Annotated in this window: 11 protein-coding genes and 3 pseudogenes; 6 read left to right on the top strand and 8 right to left on the bottom strand. The window is 49.9% G+C overall.

What is annotated here, in order from left to right; genetic code table 11:
- Positions 1–47: 47 nt before the first annotated feature.
- The 3 genes from pglZ (at position 48) to LOY35_RS21285 (ending at position 5232) form a co-directional block, all read left to right on the top strand.
- Positions 48–2669 (top strand): BREX-1 system phosphatase PglZ type A, encoded by a 2622-nt coding sequence (gene pglZ, locus LOY35_RS21295; RefSeq protein ID WP_258626720.1) that lies wholly within the window; start codon positions 48–50, stop codon positions 2667–2669.
- Complete coding sequence (brxL, locus tag LOY35_RS21290; protein ID WP_258626712.1) at positions 2653–4707, top strand: protease Lon-related BREX system protein BrxL; 2055 nt, start codon at positions 2653–2655, stop codon at positions 4705–4707. Before pglZ ends, brxL begins: the two co-directional genes overlap by 17 nt.
- A 294-nt stretch (positions 4708–5001) precedes the next feature.
- Positions 5002–5232 (top strand): ThiF family adenylyltransferase, encoded by a 231-nt coding sequence (locus LOY35_RS21285; RefSeq protein WP_258626709.1) that lies wholly within the window; start codon positions 5002–5004, stop codon positions 5230–5232.
- 858 nt (positions 5233–6090) lie between these two features.
- Here the strand turns inward: LOY35_RS21285 and LOY35_RS21280 are convergent.
- The 4 genes from LOY35_RS21280 to LOY35_RS21265 form a co-directional block, all read right to left on the bottom strand.
- Positions 6091–7758 (bottom strand): non-canonical purine NTP pyrophosphatase, encoded by a 1668-nt coding sequence (locus tag LOY35_RS21280; protein ID WP_258626706.1) that lies wholly within the window; start codon positions 7756–7758, stop codon positions 6091–6093.
- A gap of 333 nt (positions 7759–8091) precedes the next feature.
- Positions 8092–8733, bottom strand: coding sequence for a hypothetical protein (locus LOY35_RS21275; protein ID WP_258626694.1), 642 nt, complete (start codon positions 8731–8733; stop codon positions 8092–8094).
- Positions 8726–9448 carry a hypothetical protein gene (locus LOY35_RS21270; RefSeq protein WP_258626693.1) on the bottom strand — a complete coding sequence of 241 codons (723 nt, stop codon included), beginning with the start codon at positions 9446–9448 and terminating at the stop codon, positions 8726–8728. The genes LOY35_RS21275 and LOY35_RS21270 overlap by 8 nt, the downstream gene beginning before the upstream one ends.
- Positions 9448–10593, bottom strand: coding sequence for a DNA adenine methylase (locus LOY35_RS21265; RefSeq protein WP_258626692.1), 1146 nt, complete (start codon positions 10591–10593; stop codon positions 9448–9450). Before LOY35_RS21265 ends, LOY35_RS21270 begins: the two co-directional genes overlap by 1 nt.
- A gap of 1077 nt (positions 10594–11670) precedes the next feature.
- On the opposite strand from LOY35_RS21265, the pseudogene LOY35_RS21260 reads away from it, so the two are divergent.
- Positions 11671–11831 (top strand): annotated as a pseudogene (locus tag LOY35_RS21260) (transposase domain-containing protein); the annotation flags it as partial.
- A gap of 467 nt (positions 11832–12298) precedes the next feature.
- On the opposite strand, the gene LOY35_RS28675 reads toward LOY35_RS21260, so the two are convergent.
- Together LOY35_RS28675 and LOY35_RS21255 are read right to left on the bottom strand one after the other, a co-directional pair.
- Positions 12299–12481 (bottom strand): AlpA family transcriptional regulator, encoded by a 183-nt coding sequence (locus LOY35_RS28675; protein ID WP_098950608.1) that lies wholly within the window; start codon positions 12479–12481, stop codon positions 12299–12301.
- A gap of 530 nt (positions 12482–13011) precedes the next feature.
- A complete protein-coding gene (locus tag LOY35_RS21255) occupies positions 13012–13311 on the bottom strand; it encodes a chorismate mutase (RefSeq protein ID WP_004668039.1) in 300 nt (99 codons plus the stop codon).
- A 275-nt stretch (positions 13312–13586) separates the two neighbouring features.
- On the opposite strand from LOY35_RS21255, the gene LOY35_RS28670 reads away from it, so the two are divergent.
- Positions 13587–13712 carry a transposase domain-containing protein gene (locus LOY35_RS28670; protein WP_397417207.1) on the top strand — a complete coding sequence of 42 codons (126 nt, stop codon included), beginning with the start codon at positions 13587–13589 and terminating at the stop codon, positions 13710–13712.
- A gap of 54 nt (positions 13713–13766) precedes the next feature.
- A pseudogene (locus tag LOY35_RS28435) lies at positions 13767–13898 on the top strand (N-acetyltransferase); the annotation flags it as partial.
- Here LOY35_RS28435 and LOY35_RS21245 read toward each other — a convergent pair.
- A pseudogene (locus LOY35_RS21245) lies at positions 13898–14056 on the bottom strand (GFA family protein); the annotation flags it as partial. The pseudogenes LOY35_RS28435 and LOY35_RS21245 sit on opposite strands and share 1 nt — an antisense overlap.
- A gap of 103 nt (positions 14057–14159) precedes the next feature.
- Positions 14160–15743 (bottom strand): IS66 family transposase, encoded by a 1584-nt coding sequence (gene tnpC / locus LOY35_RS21240; protein ID WP_122324940.1) that lies wholly within the window; start codon positions 15741–15743, stop codon positions 14160–14162.
- Positions 15744–15769 lie beyond the last annotated feature (26 nt).

Raw genomic sequence — 15769 nt, 5'->3', positions numbered from 1 at the left:
AGGGTTTTATTTTGTAATATTTTAAACCCGCTTGGGGGCGGTGAATCATGTCAGAGCAGTCTGCACAACTAGAAAAGATTGGCCAAAGCTTGTTGCAGCTGTTCAGCGTTTGCCGAGTTGTATGGTGGGAAGATGCGGAGGGCGAGTTCAGTGAGCTACTGGATAGCATCGTTCTTCCAGACGTCCAGGTCCTAAGACGCTCCTCGGTGCCCGCGTTAGCGATCAAGAAAACCATAGAAACCGACAGGCCGGACTCTCTTTTTCTCCTTTATGAGCAGGCTAGCCCTCCTGCCCCCGAGGATGATTGGCTACTGGATATCCGCCTTTATGCCGCCTCTTTCGCTGCGGATAGGACATCCATGCTGCTACAAGAGCTAGGGTTGCGACGTCAAAGTTTGCGAGATCACTTGAAGGCTCGCAGCGCATTCTTTGCTAGCAAGGATAGGGTAGCGAAGATTCAGCGTCTTTTGAGTCCGGATGACGATGAGGCCGCCGTAGACCTTAAGATCCTGGCTGTGCTCGCGAAAGTTGAGCAAGCGGAGCAGTTTGCGGTTTTTACTGCGATATTTTCGTCGCTTGCTGACGCTGAAAACCTCGAAGAGAACGTGTTGTGGGATTCAATCTGCAAATTCGAGATGCAGGCGGTCTTCTGGCAACTCATGCTACAAGCTTTTGGATATCAGCATGCCGATCCATCGGTGAAGCATTTTTTTGTGCGTTTGTTTGCTACCGACATTGGTTATGCACTGGGCGCACAGGCACCAAGCAACATGCTCTCTCTCCAGTTGAGCACAGTACGTGCGGCTAACGTGGCCGTCTTCCTGTCCCAATGGCGAGACAGTACTCTTCGTCAGCGCGCGTATGATCGGTTGTCCAGCAGACTTGCAATGGAATTGCGGCCGGGTGACTTGCTGGCTCAGGCACCTGTGGAGGCACTCATGTTGGTCAGCACTTTTGTCGACGTTGAGCGGCAGATAGCTGAACGGCTACGCGATTCGGTGCTAAGCAACACCAGCGAGATAATGGGTCAGCAGCTACGGGATATGGCGGCTCGCCGAATGGACGGATATTGGGCTAATCCCCGCTGGCCAGATAACGATGACGCGAACCGTTCGGTGTGGCACGCCTACTACCGCTCGCTAATCGCAGCCTCTGAGTTGTTTGAGCTGAGAAGGCGCTATACAGGTGGTTTCTCCTTCGAGTCTCCGGAAGCTTGTTACAACGCGTATACCCAAGAGCTTTACCGCTTTGATCAGTTGTATAGGATCTACCACGAAGCTGCTGATGTCGTGTATGCCCGAAGCCCGGATGCGTTGTCTCCGTTGACATCTCGGGTTGAGCAAGATTACTTGACGGGTTTCCTCCAGCCTCTCGCACAGAAATGGGGAGCATTCCTTGATGGCGGACTGCTCCAGCAATGGAAGCTTCCTGGGATTCCTAATCAGCAGAATTTTTATGCCGATCAAGTTGATCGCTATCTGAAGGGTGGCGATGACCGGCGTGTTTTTGTAGTTATCAGCGATGCATTGCGCTATGAAGTTGCTCAAGAACTGCGTGACTCGCTCAACGGTAAGTACAGGTTCGCGGCTGAGTTGGGTAGTCAATTGGGAGTCCTGCCGTCCTACACGAAGCTCGGGATGGCGAGCCTGCTACCCCACAAAACTCTTAGTTACACCGATGCTGGTTTGGTGCAAGTGGATGGGCTTAGCACAGATGGGTTGGACGCGCGCAACAAAATTCTTTCGGCAGTAAATGGTCTGGCCATCCGTGCGGAAGATTTTCTGAACATGAACAAGACAGATGGGCGGGAGCTAATCAAGCCCCACCGGGTTATCTACATTTACCACAACAAGATTGATGCCGTAGGCGACACAGCAAGCACGGAAAGCAGCACATTTACCGCCTGCCGTGACGCGATCCACGAGCTGGAATCCATCGTGAGTCGAATCATCAACAATCTGAATGGGCATCGTGTGTTGGTCACTGCTGACCACGGTTTCCTGTTCCAGGATTCAGCGCTAGAGTCATTGGACAAAAGCAAGCTGGTCACTAAGCCTGCCAACAGTGTGGTATCGAAAAAGCGTTATTTGATTGGGCGTAACCTCGGTACCAGCGAACAGGTGTTGAGCGGGTACATCAGAGAAACTGCGGGCATTACTGACGATATGATGTTTTGGTCGCCCCGCGGGGTTAGCCGATTCCACTTTGTGGGGGGGGCTCGTTTCATCCACGGCGGTGGAACGTTGCAGGAAATTGCCGTTCCTGTGCTGAAGGTCCAGCAGGTGAGAGGCCAAAAGGCCAAAGAGACTGCGGTTCGGAAAGCGCAGGTGACAGCACTAGGTAACAATTTCACAGTGACGACCAACCGCTATGTATTCAATCTGTTGCAGACCGAGCCTGTGTCTGACCGGATTCAGCCTGCTGTATTGCGCGTTGGGGTCTTTGATGCCATTGGAGAGGCGGTTTCTGTCGTTGAGCAGGTGTCGTTCGATAGCGACTCACCAAACCTTGATCAGCGGCAGCGCAAGGTAATCTTGACCCTGCTGAATCGACCGTTCCCTTCTGGTGAGCGGTATTATTTCAAACTGCTTGATGCCGAAACCGACGTTGAGCAGTTCCGTATTGATGTCCGTATCAACCTGGCGATCAGCAATGACTTTGATTTCTGACAGTGAAAACCTCGATCTGGACCTTGATGGTCGCCTGAACGAGTTCTTCATGGGCAAGGTGGTCCGCAAGGATCTCACCAAGCGATTGAAGGAAGGTATCAACGTACCTGTTTACGTTCTTGAGTATCTGCTCGGGATGTACTGTGCATCAGACAACGAAGAAGTGATTGCGGACGGTCTTGAAACGGTCAAGCGCATCCTCTCAGAGAACTACGTGCGCCCCGATGAAGCCGAGAAGGTGAAGTCGAAGATCCGTGAGCGAGGCAGCTTCAAGATCATTGACAAGGTTTCCGTGAGCCTAAACGAGCGTCGAGATATCTACCAGGCGCTGTTCATGAACCTGGGGGTCAAGGATGCGGAAATACCCAGTCGCTTCATCAAAGAGTTCGAGAAGCTGCTGGCGGGCGGTATCTGGTGTATCGTGACGATGAACTATTTGTTCGAAGAGGGCGCCAAAGGCTCGCCTTTCACCGTCCATGATCTGAAGCCGATCCAGATGCCAAATATGGACATGGATGCGCTGCTGGTGGCTCGGAAGCACTTCACAGAAGATCAGTGGATGGACGTGCTGTTACGTTCGACGGGTATGGAGCCGGCTCATTTCAACGTGCGTACGAAGTGGCATCTCCTTACGCGGATGATCGCTTTCGTAGAAAACAACTACAACTGCTGTGAGTTGGGGCCGCGCGGTACCGGTAAAAGCCATATCTACAAAGAAGTCAGCCCGAACAGCATTCTGGTTTCAGGTGGCCAAACTACGGTTGCTAACCTTTTCTATAACATGTCTCGGCGTCAGATCGGCTTGGTCGGGATGTGGGACGTCGTTGCGTTTGATGAAGTGGCGGGTATCTCATTCAAGGACAAGGATGGGGTCCAGATCATGAAAGATTTCATGGCCTCGGGCTCCTTTGCTCGTGGCCGGGACTCCATTTCCGCATCCGCAAGCATGATGTTCGTGGGTAACATCAATCAGCCTGTAGACACACTGGTGAAGACCAGCCATCTCTTGGCGCCGTTTCCTTCTGCAATGATCGACTCAGCATTTTTTGATCGTTTCCACGCCTACATCCCTGGGTGGGAAGTACCTAAGATGCGTCCCGAGTTTTTTACGAATCGCTATGGGCTGATCACTGATTATCTGGCCGAGTTCATGCGAGAAATGCGTAAGCGTAATTTCGCTGATGCCATAGACCGCTATTTCAAGCTTGGGAATAACTTGAACCAGCGTGACACCATTGCAGTGCGGCGTACGGTTTCTGGTCTCCTTAAGCTGCTGCACCCCAGCGCAAATTATGATCGCGAGGCCGTCCGCCGTTGCCTTGAATATGCATTGGAGACGCGTAGAAGGGTAAAAGAACAGTTGAAAAAGATCGGGGGAATGGAGTTCTACGATGTTCATTTTTCTTACATTGATTTGGACACGCTGGAAGAAACGTTCATTAGCGTGCCGGAGCAGGGCGGCGGTGGGCTTATTCCTGAGGGGCAAGGCAAGCCAGGGGCGATGCACCTCGTTTCCACAGGCGCTAACGGACATCTGGGGTTGTACCGTCTGGAAACGCAGGTAACGGCAGGCAGCGGGCGTCTGAATATGTCTGGTCTTGGGAACAGCTCTTCTGCAAAAGAGGCGCTGAAAGTTGCCTTTGATTACTTCAAAGCAAACATCAGTCGGGTGAGTGCTGCGTCGAAAGTGGGGGATCACGACTATCACCTTCATGCAGTCGAGCTTCATAACACTGGCGCACCTAAAGCGCTAACTCTCGCTGGGTTTGTCGCTTACTGTTCCGTGCTGATGCAGAGGCCACTCCAGGCGCAGATGGTTGTGCTTGGCGATATGAGCTTGGGTGGCAATGTAATTCCAGTCGAAAACCTCGCAGAATGCATGCAAGTGGCATTTGACGCTGGCGCGAAACGAATTCTCCTGCCAATGGCTAGCGTTACCGATATCCCAACAGTACCTGGCGAGCTGTTTGCAAAATTTCAAACCAGTTTTTACAGCGATCCGGTAGATGCCGCTTTTAAGGCTCTGGGTGTTAGCTGAAGTTTGGGTGTGCGCTCAATCAATCGAGTTCCCCGGGTCGGTGCACCGACTCGCCGATCATCCGGTTCGGAGGTGATGGTGCAACGAGCGGAGGTCGAGCTTCAAGGATTTTGATTCTTAGAGGCAAAAAACCAGTTGGCGGAGCGGCGCCCGCTGGTCCATTCCTGGAGCTTGTCTCCGGGGACCTGCTCCGCAGAATGCACCCACCGGGTCGCTCCTCGCGCGCACTCACCACACAATTGATATCCGTGTAGGAAGTAGCTGACCAGCTTCCGAGTCACCCGGCTTGGTGCGATGCGCATTGACGAGCACTACATCGCGCAGCGCAGCATCCCATCAGTGAGGACGCTGTCAGGATTGAAGATTGCCTTAGTGGGTTGTGGGACGATTGGTGGGTATCTCGCTGACATGCTTGCAAAGATGGGAGGTGGGATTGGTGGAGGTAATCTCACGCTGGTGGATTTCGATCAACTGATGTCAGAAACGTTGGACGTCACTGTCTCGGGTTGCGGTATTTCACCATGAATAGAGCCCTTTGTATGAGCATCACGCTTGAGCTGGACAGTCCCGGGATCTCCTCTCCGTACGAATGCTGGATGTTGATTTGCGAAAGGCGCACCTGGGCGAGGTAGATATGTTGATTGATGCGACAGGAGAGGAGGCGCTAGGACATTGGCTCTCGGCAAATTAATCCTCTGTCGTACGAATTCTATCGGTCTGGGTTGAAGGACCAGAACTAAGAACTGCCATAAGGGCGATTCTGAAGACCCCAGGGGGGGGCATGTTATCGCTGCCTATCGATTCACGCTCGGCTGGGACAATTCCCGACCGTTGAGGGCGGGGTTCCCTGTGTTATGGCCGGGCACGGACTTGAGGGCTTATACGGTATCTACGTTTATGCGTTTATGTATCACTTGACTGGCTTTAATGCGAGGCATGCGTGATTGCCTTTGACCAATAGCTCACAAAGCAGACCTTGTATCTGGTAATGCAGCGCAGCCAGGTGTTTGACTGTCCGCCCATCGCCCTTAATGCTTGGTGGAGAATTGCACTCCACTTGACCAGCGCACGGGTTGCGCTTTGGCCGGCAGAAGTCGACCGATTCTGTTGAAAAGTCGGTTTTTCAGGAAACGTGACGCTGAGCTTGGCCTCATCAATGAACCTACTCTGGCTATTCGATACTTCGTTGACCGTTGCTGCTGTGTCAGTGGGTTGATTTTAGGGTTTTTGCTTGAAGCAGGCTTACCTATCCTGTGGCGGGTGGCCCTTGAAATGTAAGTTTGGCCAGTCGACGCAGGTTCTGTACCGCAGCCGCTCATGTGAATTTATCCGCCGCGCCATTTTTTTCATAATTCTCACTTGAAACACAGGTGCGAGACCGGATTATTGAGTGTCACTTGATATTTTTCTTAAAAGAGAGATCGCTGCACTTATGCCCGTGTGTGACAAACTGAAATATAGTTTCTCGTTTCGATTAAACGCCTCAAAATGGGGGCTGAAGCGCTGGTTGAAAAATCTGCTCACGTTGTTCTTGTCCATTGGGAGATACTTGTCTCCTTTCATCCTCAATTCTGGAATATTAGACTCCGCATTTCTCGCGATTTGTGTAGTAGTGAGGGGAAGAAGCCCTTTGCTATGATCTGCCAACATTGATATAAGAAGCGCTTGTTCAAGTGGAAGAAATATCGTCGCTCTGGAGATTTCGCAGTTAAAGGGTATCAGATGAGAGTCATTAGTTAGATAGCGGAGGGTTTTTCTTATATAAGAGAATAAACTCCTCTCATTTTGTATTGTTTTAGATTGCGCACGAATTGCATCAAGCCCCATCGCATTTTGCGCGTCATTTTTCTGTCGGAACTCCGGCAGGCTAATAGGCGCGTCAGCACGATTTCTTTTACGGTTACGTTGATATCTAATTTCAAGGCTACTGTCTATGTAGAGTGTCTCGATAGCAATACCTGAAAGCTCTACCTCTAGAATTTTAATCTCTTGAGGTGAGCGAAAACCTGTTATTACAAGCCCGGTGGTCGGCATATTTTTGACGTAAGAAGCAATTTGGCGAGCTACAATTCCCGGATCTTTTTTTAAAGCATCCGAGGCAAAGTCCTGAATCTTCATGGTGGTTGTATATCCATGCCTAGTATACAGGGCGCACCTCATAAAATCACTTGCCTCGATGTGTTGGTAAGCATGGAGACGTGTGAGGGCTGAAGCTAGCAAGGTTTTACCCGCGCATGTAGCGCCGCAGATTATGTAATTCCTCCTTGGAAAAAGCTCCCCCTGCAAAGGCTTTACCTGGGACTGTTTAGTATCAAGGAGATCCTTTGTTCTCAGAAATAAAATCAACTTGTGCAAGGCTAGATTTCTAAAGTCATACTTCAGGCTAGAGCTGATTGATAGCTGACTTATAGGCTTCTTTGCACCGTTGGGTACGAACCATTTATTGAACGTTTTATTATCAAGCCATGGGTATACTTTGTTTGTCTTGAAAGAGGTTTCTTCGTTAACGATAGACCCTGCGACCTCACCTACAAAAACCTTATATGTTTCCTCGGGCGTGTTGCGCAGGTGTGGCGGTAGATACAATACAATATCCGATCTAACGGTAACTTTTCTGTTGTTGCCTAGTGACTTCAGTTGTTGGTCTAAGTCGGAGAATGATGTTTCTCTCATCCAGTACTTGACGTCTACGCCAGGGAACTCTCGATTTATGCTAAGAGCTTCGATGGCTATTGAAGTATCCTCGATAAAAAAAATCCGATGCTGGTGTTTTGATGCATATCTTGCTAAAAGACCTGTATTCTCTTTTTCAGTGTTGAAAGCCATATCAGGCTGAAGTAGTTGGTCATTCCCGCTTGCGTTCTTTGCTAATTTTAGGTTGGCGCTCTGAATACTTTTCTTTAACAGCTCATCTCGGTCTTCAATGCGCGGTTCGTAGTATGGCTTTCCATAATTAGGAGGCGGCAGGAGCATGATCGGATGCTCGCGAAGCAGATATTCAAAATGAGCTATTTTCGTTAGATTTGAGGATAGGAAGAAAAGTTTAATCAATTTCTAAAGTCCTCCCTGAATTGTTGGGCAGGCATTTTGTCAAGTAGTAATCACTAGGTAGGTTAAGACGAGCGAATACTTCATCAAGGTCATCAGACATGAAGTAGACAGCCGGACCTAAGCTCGAAAGACCAACGCATTTGGCACCGGCCGCGTGCAGAGATTTTCTAAGTGCAGTGAGTGTGTTCCCCTGCGCACGCCATTCTGCCTCTTTCCATTCAGTTTCCTGAATAGCATTGATAGCCGAGCAGAAGGTGTCAAAATCCGACTCAATCGCGCTGCACGCCATCCCTGACAATGCATGATAGATTGACTGTTGAACCGAGAGAAAATTTACAGGGCACGTTCTGTTAAAAAATTAATTTCTTCTTCTGCTGAAATTCTATAGGCCTTTGGCACCACAACGATGCCGACTCTCCAACTGATTGGCAATGGAAGGCTTAGTATTTGGGTCGGCAGGATCCGGGGACCTTGCCTTGCGGACGAGGGGGCTAGAGGTAAGCCAGTCGATTTAACCCCAAGGTCTATACTCATTCCTCCGCTGAAATAGGTATTAACACCAACTCCAGAAGTTCCACCTCGTCCGGACGCTGATATAATTTTATTTACATCAGCTTCAACTTTGTTAAACCGATTGGCAGCCTCGACACAAGCTAATCGGGTAGATGTGCCTGTTCCAAAACCACTGTGTGGCGCTGGGCCGGAAAGAAATTTTACAGAAAATTTCTGTACATGCTCACGCGATGCATATAGTTGCTCTAAAAAACCTATTAGTGCAATGATTTCTCGATCCGAGTGTCCGATTGTTCGCTTGTCGATCACCCTAAAATCTTTGCGTGCTGCAAACTCGATAATGGTATCCAATCCAGCTATGCAGAACCCAATGCCCCCGTTTTGTCGGTATCCGCTTTTGCTCATGTCAAATAAATTGACATGAATGCGCCCAGGTGCAGCGATTTTGATTTTCTTACACATGATCGGCAGAAGCGCTATTTATTGTTTCGTTAATATAATTAATATATGGTTTTATATAGCGTCCATCCTTGTGGAACTTTATCGCAGGTGTATCTTTGCTTGGTATGCTTCTGAATATTGGCCCAACCACACAGTATGATCCTGCCAAAAAAATACTATGTGAAGGTTCAAAGTCGTAGTAAAGGATTTTAAAGTTTGGGTGCTGTGCTGCGATGGCTTGTGCCGCAGGAAAAGTTTTTAGGTTGAAGTCTGAACGATTTGCTTCTGTGAGATATTTTGTTTTTGGTAGTAGTAAGGTTACATCGACATTTCGTGCCATTGCTTCCAGAAGATCTTGTGATTGGGCATTAGCTGGATTGGCGAAGTCGTCTAATAACCTGTTGCACGTAACTCCGACCACTACAATCTTATCTCCGACTTCTGTTTGCTTAATCAAATTCCGGTAGTACTCTGCATCTTTTCTGTTAGGGAGGAATTCATCCAGGCCATGTTTTTTATATTCGGCCAGAGTGTTTTGTTCTATGTATTGTGTAAAAAATTGTATCGCTGCAATACCTAAGCCTGTCACAAGTCCGCTAAGTATACCAATGTACCGGGCGTCGGCATTTGCATCCGTTAAGTAGAGCATGGCCCCTATGCCTATTGCAATTGCCACCAATACTCCAAAATACAAGAGTGGTGCTTGCACTACAAACCTAAATTTTGACATTTCCATTACGATCTCCCTATGAGAATAACTTCCTTTTTTGTTTTTTTACTTAAAGCGTGGGCCATGTCGTGCTCAAGCAGAACAGTATTCCTAAACGTTGTCGAAAAAAAGTTCTTAATATCTTGAATATTAGGATATGCATCATGGACGTAAGAAAGACATACAGTAGAGTGCTTATGCTTCTCGATCAGCGAGAATAGATGGTCTTTGAAGTGTTTTTTGTTTGTCCATTTACACATATCCTCTGGGCTCGGGATTGGTCGATTACTCTTCGCTAAATCAATCTTGTCTTTCCATTGCTCCGGGTTACAAAGCCCCTCAAGAAAGTGGTATCTGTCCATGTAAGATATGTCTTGCTTTTTCAATGGTACGTATGGCGGGTCAAGGTAGACAAAGTCATAGCCCGAGGGGATGGCAATGGCGTCAGTGCAAGGCAGAATGATGGGGTCGTACTTGGAGGGCTGTCGTGCTTTTATTATTTCGCCCAGTGCTCGACGGATGAGAACTGTAAAGGGTCTTTCCCAGGTCGCCCAGTTGCCGAACTTGGTGTCTCTAGTATTGTTTTCCCTTAAGTACAAGTTTTTTCGATGAAAAAGATTAAAGGGCCGCTTTTGCAAACAAGCCTGCATCACGCAATATAATATTTCATATTTTTTTAGTGTGTTTTCGATTTTGTTTAGCTCTTTGATTGCGCCATCAAGCCAATTGTTTTCTTCAGCAGTATAATAAATTCCATGGAAGTACTCTGATACAAATCCATGTTCAGGTATGACTTTCGAAAAAAAATCATCTAAATCTTGATGAGTCGTAAGGCATAACTGGTTGGAAAGTAAAGCAGTAGCCGTAATTCGGTTCGATTCCAATATGTCATTGTATGTTATCTGTTTACCTAAATTTTTTAGAGCTAAGGAGACTGTGGATGTTCCTCCGAAAACGTCAAGCGCAGTTTGGAAGTCGTATTGTAGAAACTCGCTAACCATCCAGTCGATAAGTCTGCGTTTACTTCCGTAGTACCTAGTCAAAGGCAGATAAGCCTTGTCATGCTTAATGTCTGGGCTAAGTGCATCTTTGGTTATAAGGCTGTGGGTGCAGGACAAATCGGCGGCTGTCTTCGGAGAAGCTGGGGCATCCGGCTCACGCCGCAACGACAAAGCCTCTCTATCGGGGCAATGGCGTGGTTGCCTCTTGAATCAACGTTGAACATTCGGTGCTCCAATCATGCCAAATTTCTTCCATAGCCCGAATGATGACCCGATTCGATAATCATTTAGAATTGAAGGTTATTAATTAATCGCAGCGGTGACGTGCCAACACTCGTTGTGTCATAGGTACCGCCAACCCATGATCATAGCCGAATGATGAGATGACCAAGCGCTTATGAGCCCACCCCCCCTTGTTGCCGATCGGGAATAGCTCTCGGTGACATCATCGCTTTTTGCGTTTGAGATTGCCACTGAGCAAGCGTTCTGGTTGCCCGTTTTTGACAGGCTCTTAGCTTGACTCTGGTGTCTGGGATGCAGAGGCTTTGTCTCGTTGAGCATCTGACTTGGGCTCAGGAGGCGTGTGGACGGAAATCGGAGAGCGAGGCGGAAATGCTACTCTCCGGAATCCTCAGCAACCTGGATTTCCGCTAGTACCAGTAAATATGGATGTCTACCTGCTATTTTCCTGCACGTGAATCCAGTTGGGAGGCTTGTGAGGGGCGGCCTTGAATAACTGGGATTTTGACATGGGCTATACGCTGTTTGTGGGCGCCTGTTAAACCATCTGTTTTCCCGGCGCTTGCCCTTCCGATGCCGCACGTCGGGAGACTGACGATGCTAACAAGCCCTTGGACCGATTGTCGCCAGTCAAGGCCGTGGGGATCAGTGTCATGTGCTTCATTCTTCGCCAGTCGCTCTCGTTCTAGCGGCTGCTCACCGAGGCACCAGATTCGGCAGCGCTCTTCCAGGTGGGTGCCTACATTTGCGATGAGCGCGGTATTGCCCGTTGCTTTGATAGTGACTTGCCTAAAACTGCTTCTCGCTGCATCGGAAGAACCGCGTTTGCCGCTGCACTAGGAGGAGAGACGAAAGGGGAGGGCTGTCAGTTCGCACAGATTGATAGCGCTAGTCCATTTTGAACTGAACAAGAAATGGTGCTGCTCTGGCATATTTTTTGTGGCTTGCCTGTAGCCGATTTGCTAGGTTCGCTCACGCGTAGAAATGCGAAGAGCGCTGTTTGGTAACTTCGTAGGGACGCTACGCAGCGGAAAATGGGCAGCGGCGATTATGAGCTTGATCCGGTCTGCGCGGCTCAACGGGCACGACCATGTCTATCTGAAAGGGGTTCTCACACGTTTGCAAGTGAAGTCGATCAGTTGCTGCCGCATATGTGGCAACCGGTTTAATTGCACAAGGCGTGATGGCCGGCTTACACACTTACGCTAAATGGGTGTGAATGGGTGTGAATGGGTGCGAATGGATGTGTAATTGGGCTTTGGGACGCTGAAGCTCTTTTCGGATCGAAGGAGGTGCGCGTCAGCCTACAGGCCCGGTGTTCTCGCATAAGAAAGATTTGTTCCCGACGGATACATTACGAAGTCGGCTAGCTTTAAGCGGTCGGCGAATACAACTAGCTGAGCATGCTCCCCAAATGCTAACTGACAACTAATGTTGAATTGGCGTCACAGGGTACTCCGCTTACGCCATTGCGATGCACCTGTGTAGGTGACTTGGCAGGAAGGTTACTCTGCATTGACTGGATGTCTCACTGTGTAGTCAGACTGATTTCAAAAAAATGGGCCAAAAAAAGGCACCCTGTAGGTGCCTTTCATAAACGGTAAATCATTCGATTCTCCGCGCCCTGCCGCTTGGCTCACAGTGTATCCATAAACTCTTGAAACCGGCTTGCTCGCCAGCCAACCGTCTTATGACTTAGTCGCGTTTTCGGAGGTAGCTGTCCGGCTTTCTCCCAGCGTCCGATCGTCCGTGTTGACACGTTAAATAGATTCGCTGCTTGTTTAATGCTCAAAAAACGATCAGAAATTACTTCATTCATATTGCCTCCCAGTGGCCAGTTGATGCGCTATTTTGGTGGCAAAACAATATTAAAGTCAAGTAGTTTTGCAAATGTCAATAGCATTGACGGTTTTTTTTAAGGGCTGAATTGGGCACATTTTCTCGTGTGGAGGGGGAGGCTAGGAAATGTTGGCTGTGCTTTTGTCAGGCAACTCAGTAGCGCGTTTTGAAGTGGGCGACATCTGGCAGCAAGGCGGAAGCTAGATTCGGCAAGTAGGATTTCATCTATCTTGCTGCGCCGGACGAGTACCAATGCCTGCGGGATAGTTATTAACTAGGCGGCACTCGATGACGGAAAATGGCATGTTAGTAAGCGTCTGGGCATCACATCTTGCGTGATGAAACCGGTTCCTAGTTATGCGGCAGCAACTGGCCCATCTCACTCGCCTCCAACGTCGGGAGGCGCATCAAACATCGTTTGCTGTGCTCGCCGTCGCGGCTTTTAGAGTTGAGGTACGGGGCTTAAATTCCAGCCTCGCGGAGCCTCAGTGACTGTGAAAGCCGAAGTCTTTAAAACTTCTCTTTTAAGGTTGAGTGAGTTTTCAACTCTTCTTCAATGAATGCAGAGATCATAGCTCTATATACCCGTTCCACGACATCAGGTGAGGCGCCGAAATCGGTTGCAATTCCGCGCACTTTACTGATGACCTGTTCAACCCTGGCTGGAGCGCGCACATCATCAGTGGTTTTCTTGAAACCCGCCGCCTGAGTGACGAGGTCGCCTCGCTTGGCGAGGAGTGCAACCACATCGCGATCGATGCGGTCTATGTGCTGACGAACTTCCTCAATTGATGCGCAACGTACTTCCATATAGATATCCCTTTTTAAGTAGCCGAAATGCGTCAGTATTCTGGATATGACATTAGCGAGAAGCACTCCATAAGTCCACCGCAAGGTAAGCAGCCAAAGGCCAAGGTCTCCATGTACACCGAAGCGATTACTCGGTGACCGGCGCTGTAGCGTTAACTCGACGACTCGGCCAATATTTGGGCGGGGAACTAGATCCGACCTTGGGCGTTGGGGGTTAGAACTGGCTTTTCGCAGTTTCTGCGGAGCGGCAAACAGACGTCGACGATCATGAGTTTATCCAATCCGTACGCATGAACGGACATGATCCCCATGCTTACTCCAAGGACGTTTTGACTCGTTCGCTGACACAGCGGATGAGTGAATTCGAGCAGTTGCTTTCTCATGTGTGGATGCTGAACTGAGTTATGCGAGGTAAAATTAGACTACGAATCCAGTGAACCTGAAAGATAGAAAGCATGCATACCTACTACTTCCGGCTGAGTCGTACTGAGGATGTGGCGGATTTATGCCGTATCTCGGCAGAGGCTCGTCTGCGTTACAGGACATTTCCATCTCTAGCCCATATCGCTGACACACCTGCGTTGACCCCTTGAGTCCATTTAAAATGCTCTCTCAACACCCCAGCTGTGGAGACATAAGCCGCAGCATGGGTCTTCCGACAGGTACTACAATGACAATGGCTAATTGGCGTATCAATGCTATCGATCTCATAACCTACAGCCCCACAAGCGCAGCTTCCTTTCATTTTCATCCTCCGATTTCGACACAGTGCGAAAATTATGGTCACCATCGTAAATCGAACCAACAAGCAGTGACTAGAATGCTACGCGGAGCGCATGCCTCCGGGATCACGCCCCGCGCAACCAAACCGGTTGCCAGTTGTGTGGCAGCAATTGATCGATCTCACTAGCCCGCTGTGTCGGCAGGCGCGTGAGAACGTCCTTCAGATAGGCATACGGATCATGGCCATTCAGCCGCGCAGACTGGATCAAGCTCATGATCGCTGCCGCCCGCTTGCCGCTGCGTAACGACCCTGCGAAGAGCCAATTCTTGCGTCCAAGAGCCCATGGTCGGATCTGGTTCTCGGCCCAATTGTTGTCTATGGGTACGGCCCCGTCATCAAGGTAGCGCGACAGCGCTGACCAGCGTTTCAGGCTGTAATCCAGTGCTCTGCTGATAGCTGAACCTTCGGGCACGAGATCGCGCTGGGCGATCATCCAGGCATGCAGCGCATCCATCACAGGCACAGCCTTTTCTTGCCGAATTCGACGGCGTAAATCCGGTTCCAGGTCGCGAACTTCACTTTCGATTTCGTAAAGCAACTGGATGTAGCGCAGGGCCTGCTCGGCGAGCATGCTCTTGTTGGTGGCATGCAGTTCGAAGAACTTGCGTCGCGCATGGGCCATGCAGCCGATCTCGGTCACACCGAGTTCGAAGCTGGCCTTGTAACCACCAAAATCATCGCAGACCAGCTTGCCCTTCCAGCCTTGCAGGAAGCTGCGAGCATGCTCACCGGCGCGGCTGGGGCTGAAGTCGTAAACGACTGCCGCTGTTTCGCAGAATTGGCTGGTGGCGTAGGCCCACACATAGGAGCGGTGAGTCTTCTTCGTTCCCGGCATGAGCATTTGCACGGGTGTTTCATCGGCATGAATAACCAGCTGCCCGAGCACCACGTCGCGCAGCGCATCGACCAGCGGCTGCAACTGAACCCCAGTTACACCAACCCATTGAGCCAGGGTTGAGCGTGGAATCGCCAGGCCAGCTCGACCGAAGATCGATTCCTGACGGTAAAGCGGCAGGTGGTCGGCAAACTTGGCGATCATGACGTGGGCCAGCAGGCCCGCAGTCGGAATGCCTTTATCAATAACCTGCGCCGGTACGGGCGCCTGGGTCAGCGTTTCGCAGTCATCGCAGACCCATTTGCCACGTACATGGCGTTCAACGGTAAATACGCCGGGCGTGTAGTCCAGCTTCTCGCTGACATCCTCGCCGATGCGCTTGAGAGCACAGCCACATGGACAGTAAGTGTCGTCCGGTTCGTGATGGATCAGCGTGCGTGGAAACTCAACCGGTAATGCGGTGCGCTTGGGCTTCTGCTTTTTCTCAGACGGAGTTATCACTGCCTGCAAGCTTTGAAGCTCTGCTTCAATCGCTGCGATATCGGTATCGATCAGGTCATCGAGCAGGCTGGCCTGCTCGGGATTCATTTGCTCGCTGCGTTTGGCAAATTTCAAACGCTTGAGCTGGGCGATTTCGTGGGTCAGTTTCTCGATCAGCGTTTGATCACGGTTGATCTTCTTGCCCATGGTCTCAACGGTCTTGCCCATCGTCTCAACTTGTTGGTCGAGCGTCTCGACACGCTGAATTAACTGCGCCGCCAAGGCGCGCAGTTGTTCAGGGGGCAGGTGATCGAGATTGGGTAGCGAAGTCATGGGGCCGATTTTGCCAGAGCAGGCAA

Origin of the sequence: Pseudomonas sp. B21-028, from assembly GCF_024749045.1 — a bacterium.
Lineage (GTDB): Bacteria > Pseudomonadota > Gammaproteobacteria > Pseudomonadales > Pseudomonadaceae > Aquipseudomonas.
Note: the sequence above shows the minus strand (reverse complement) of the source record. Positions and strands in the feature narration are given on the sequence as shown.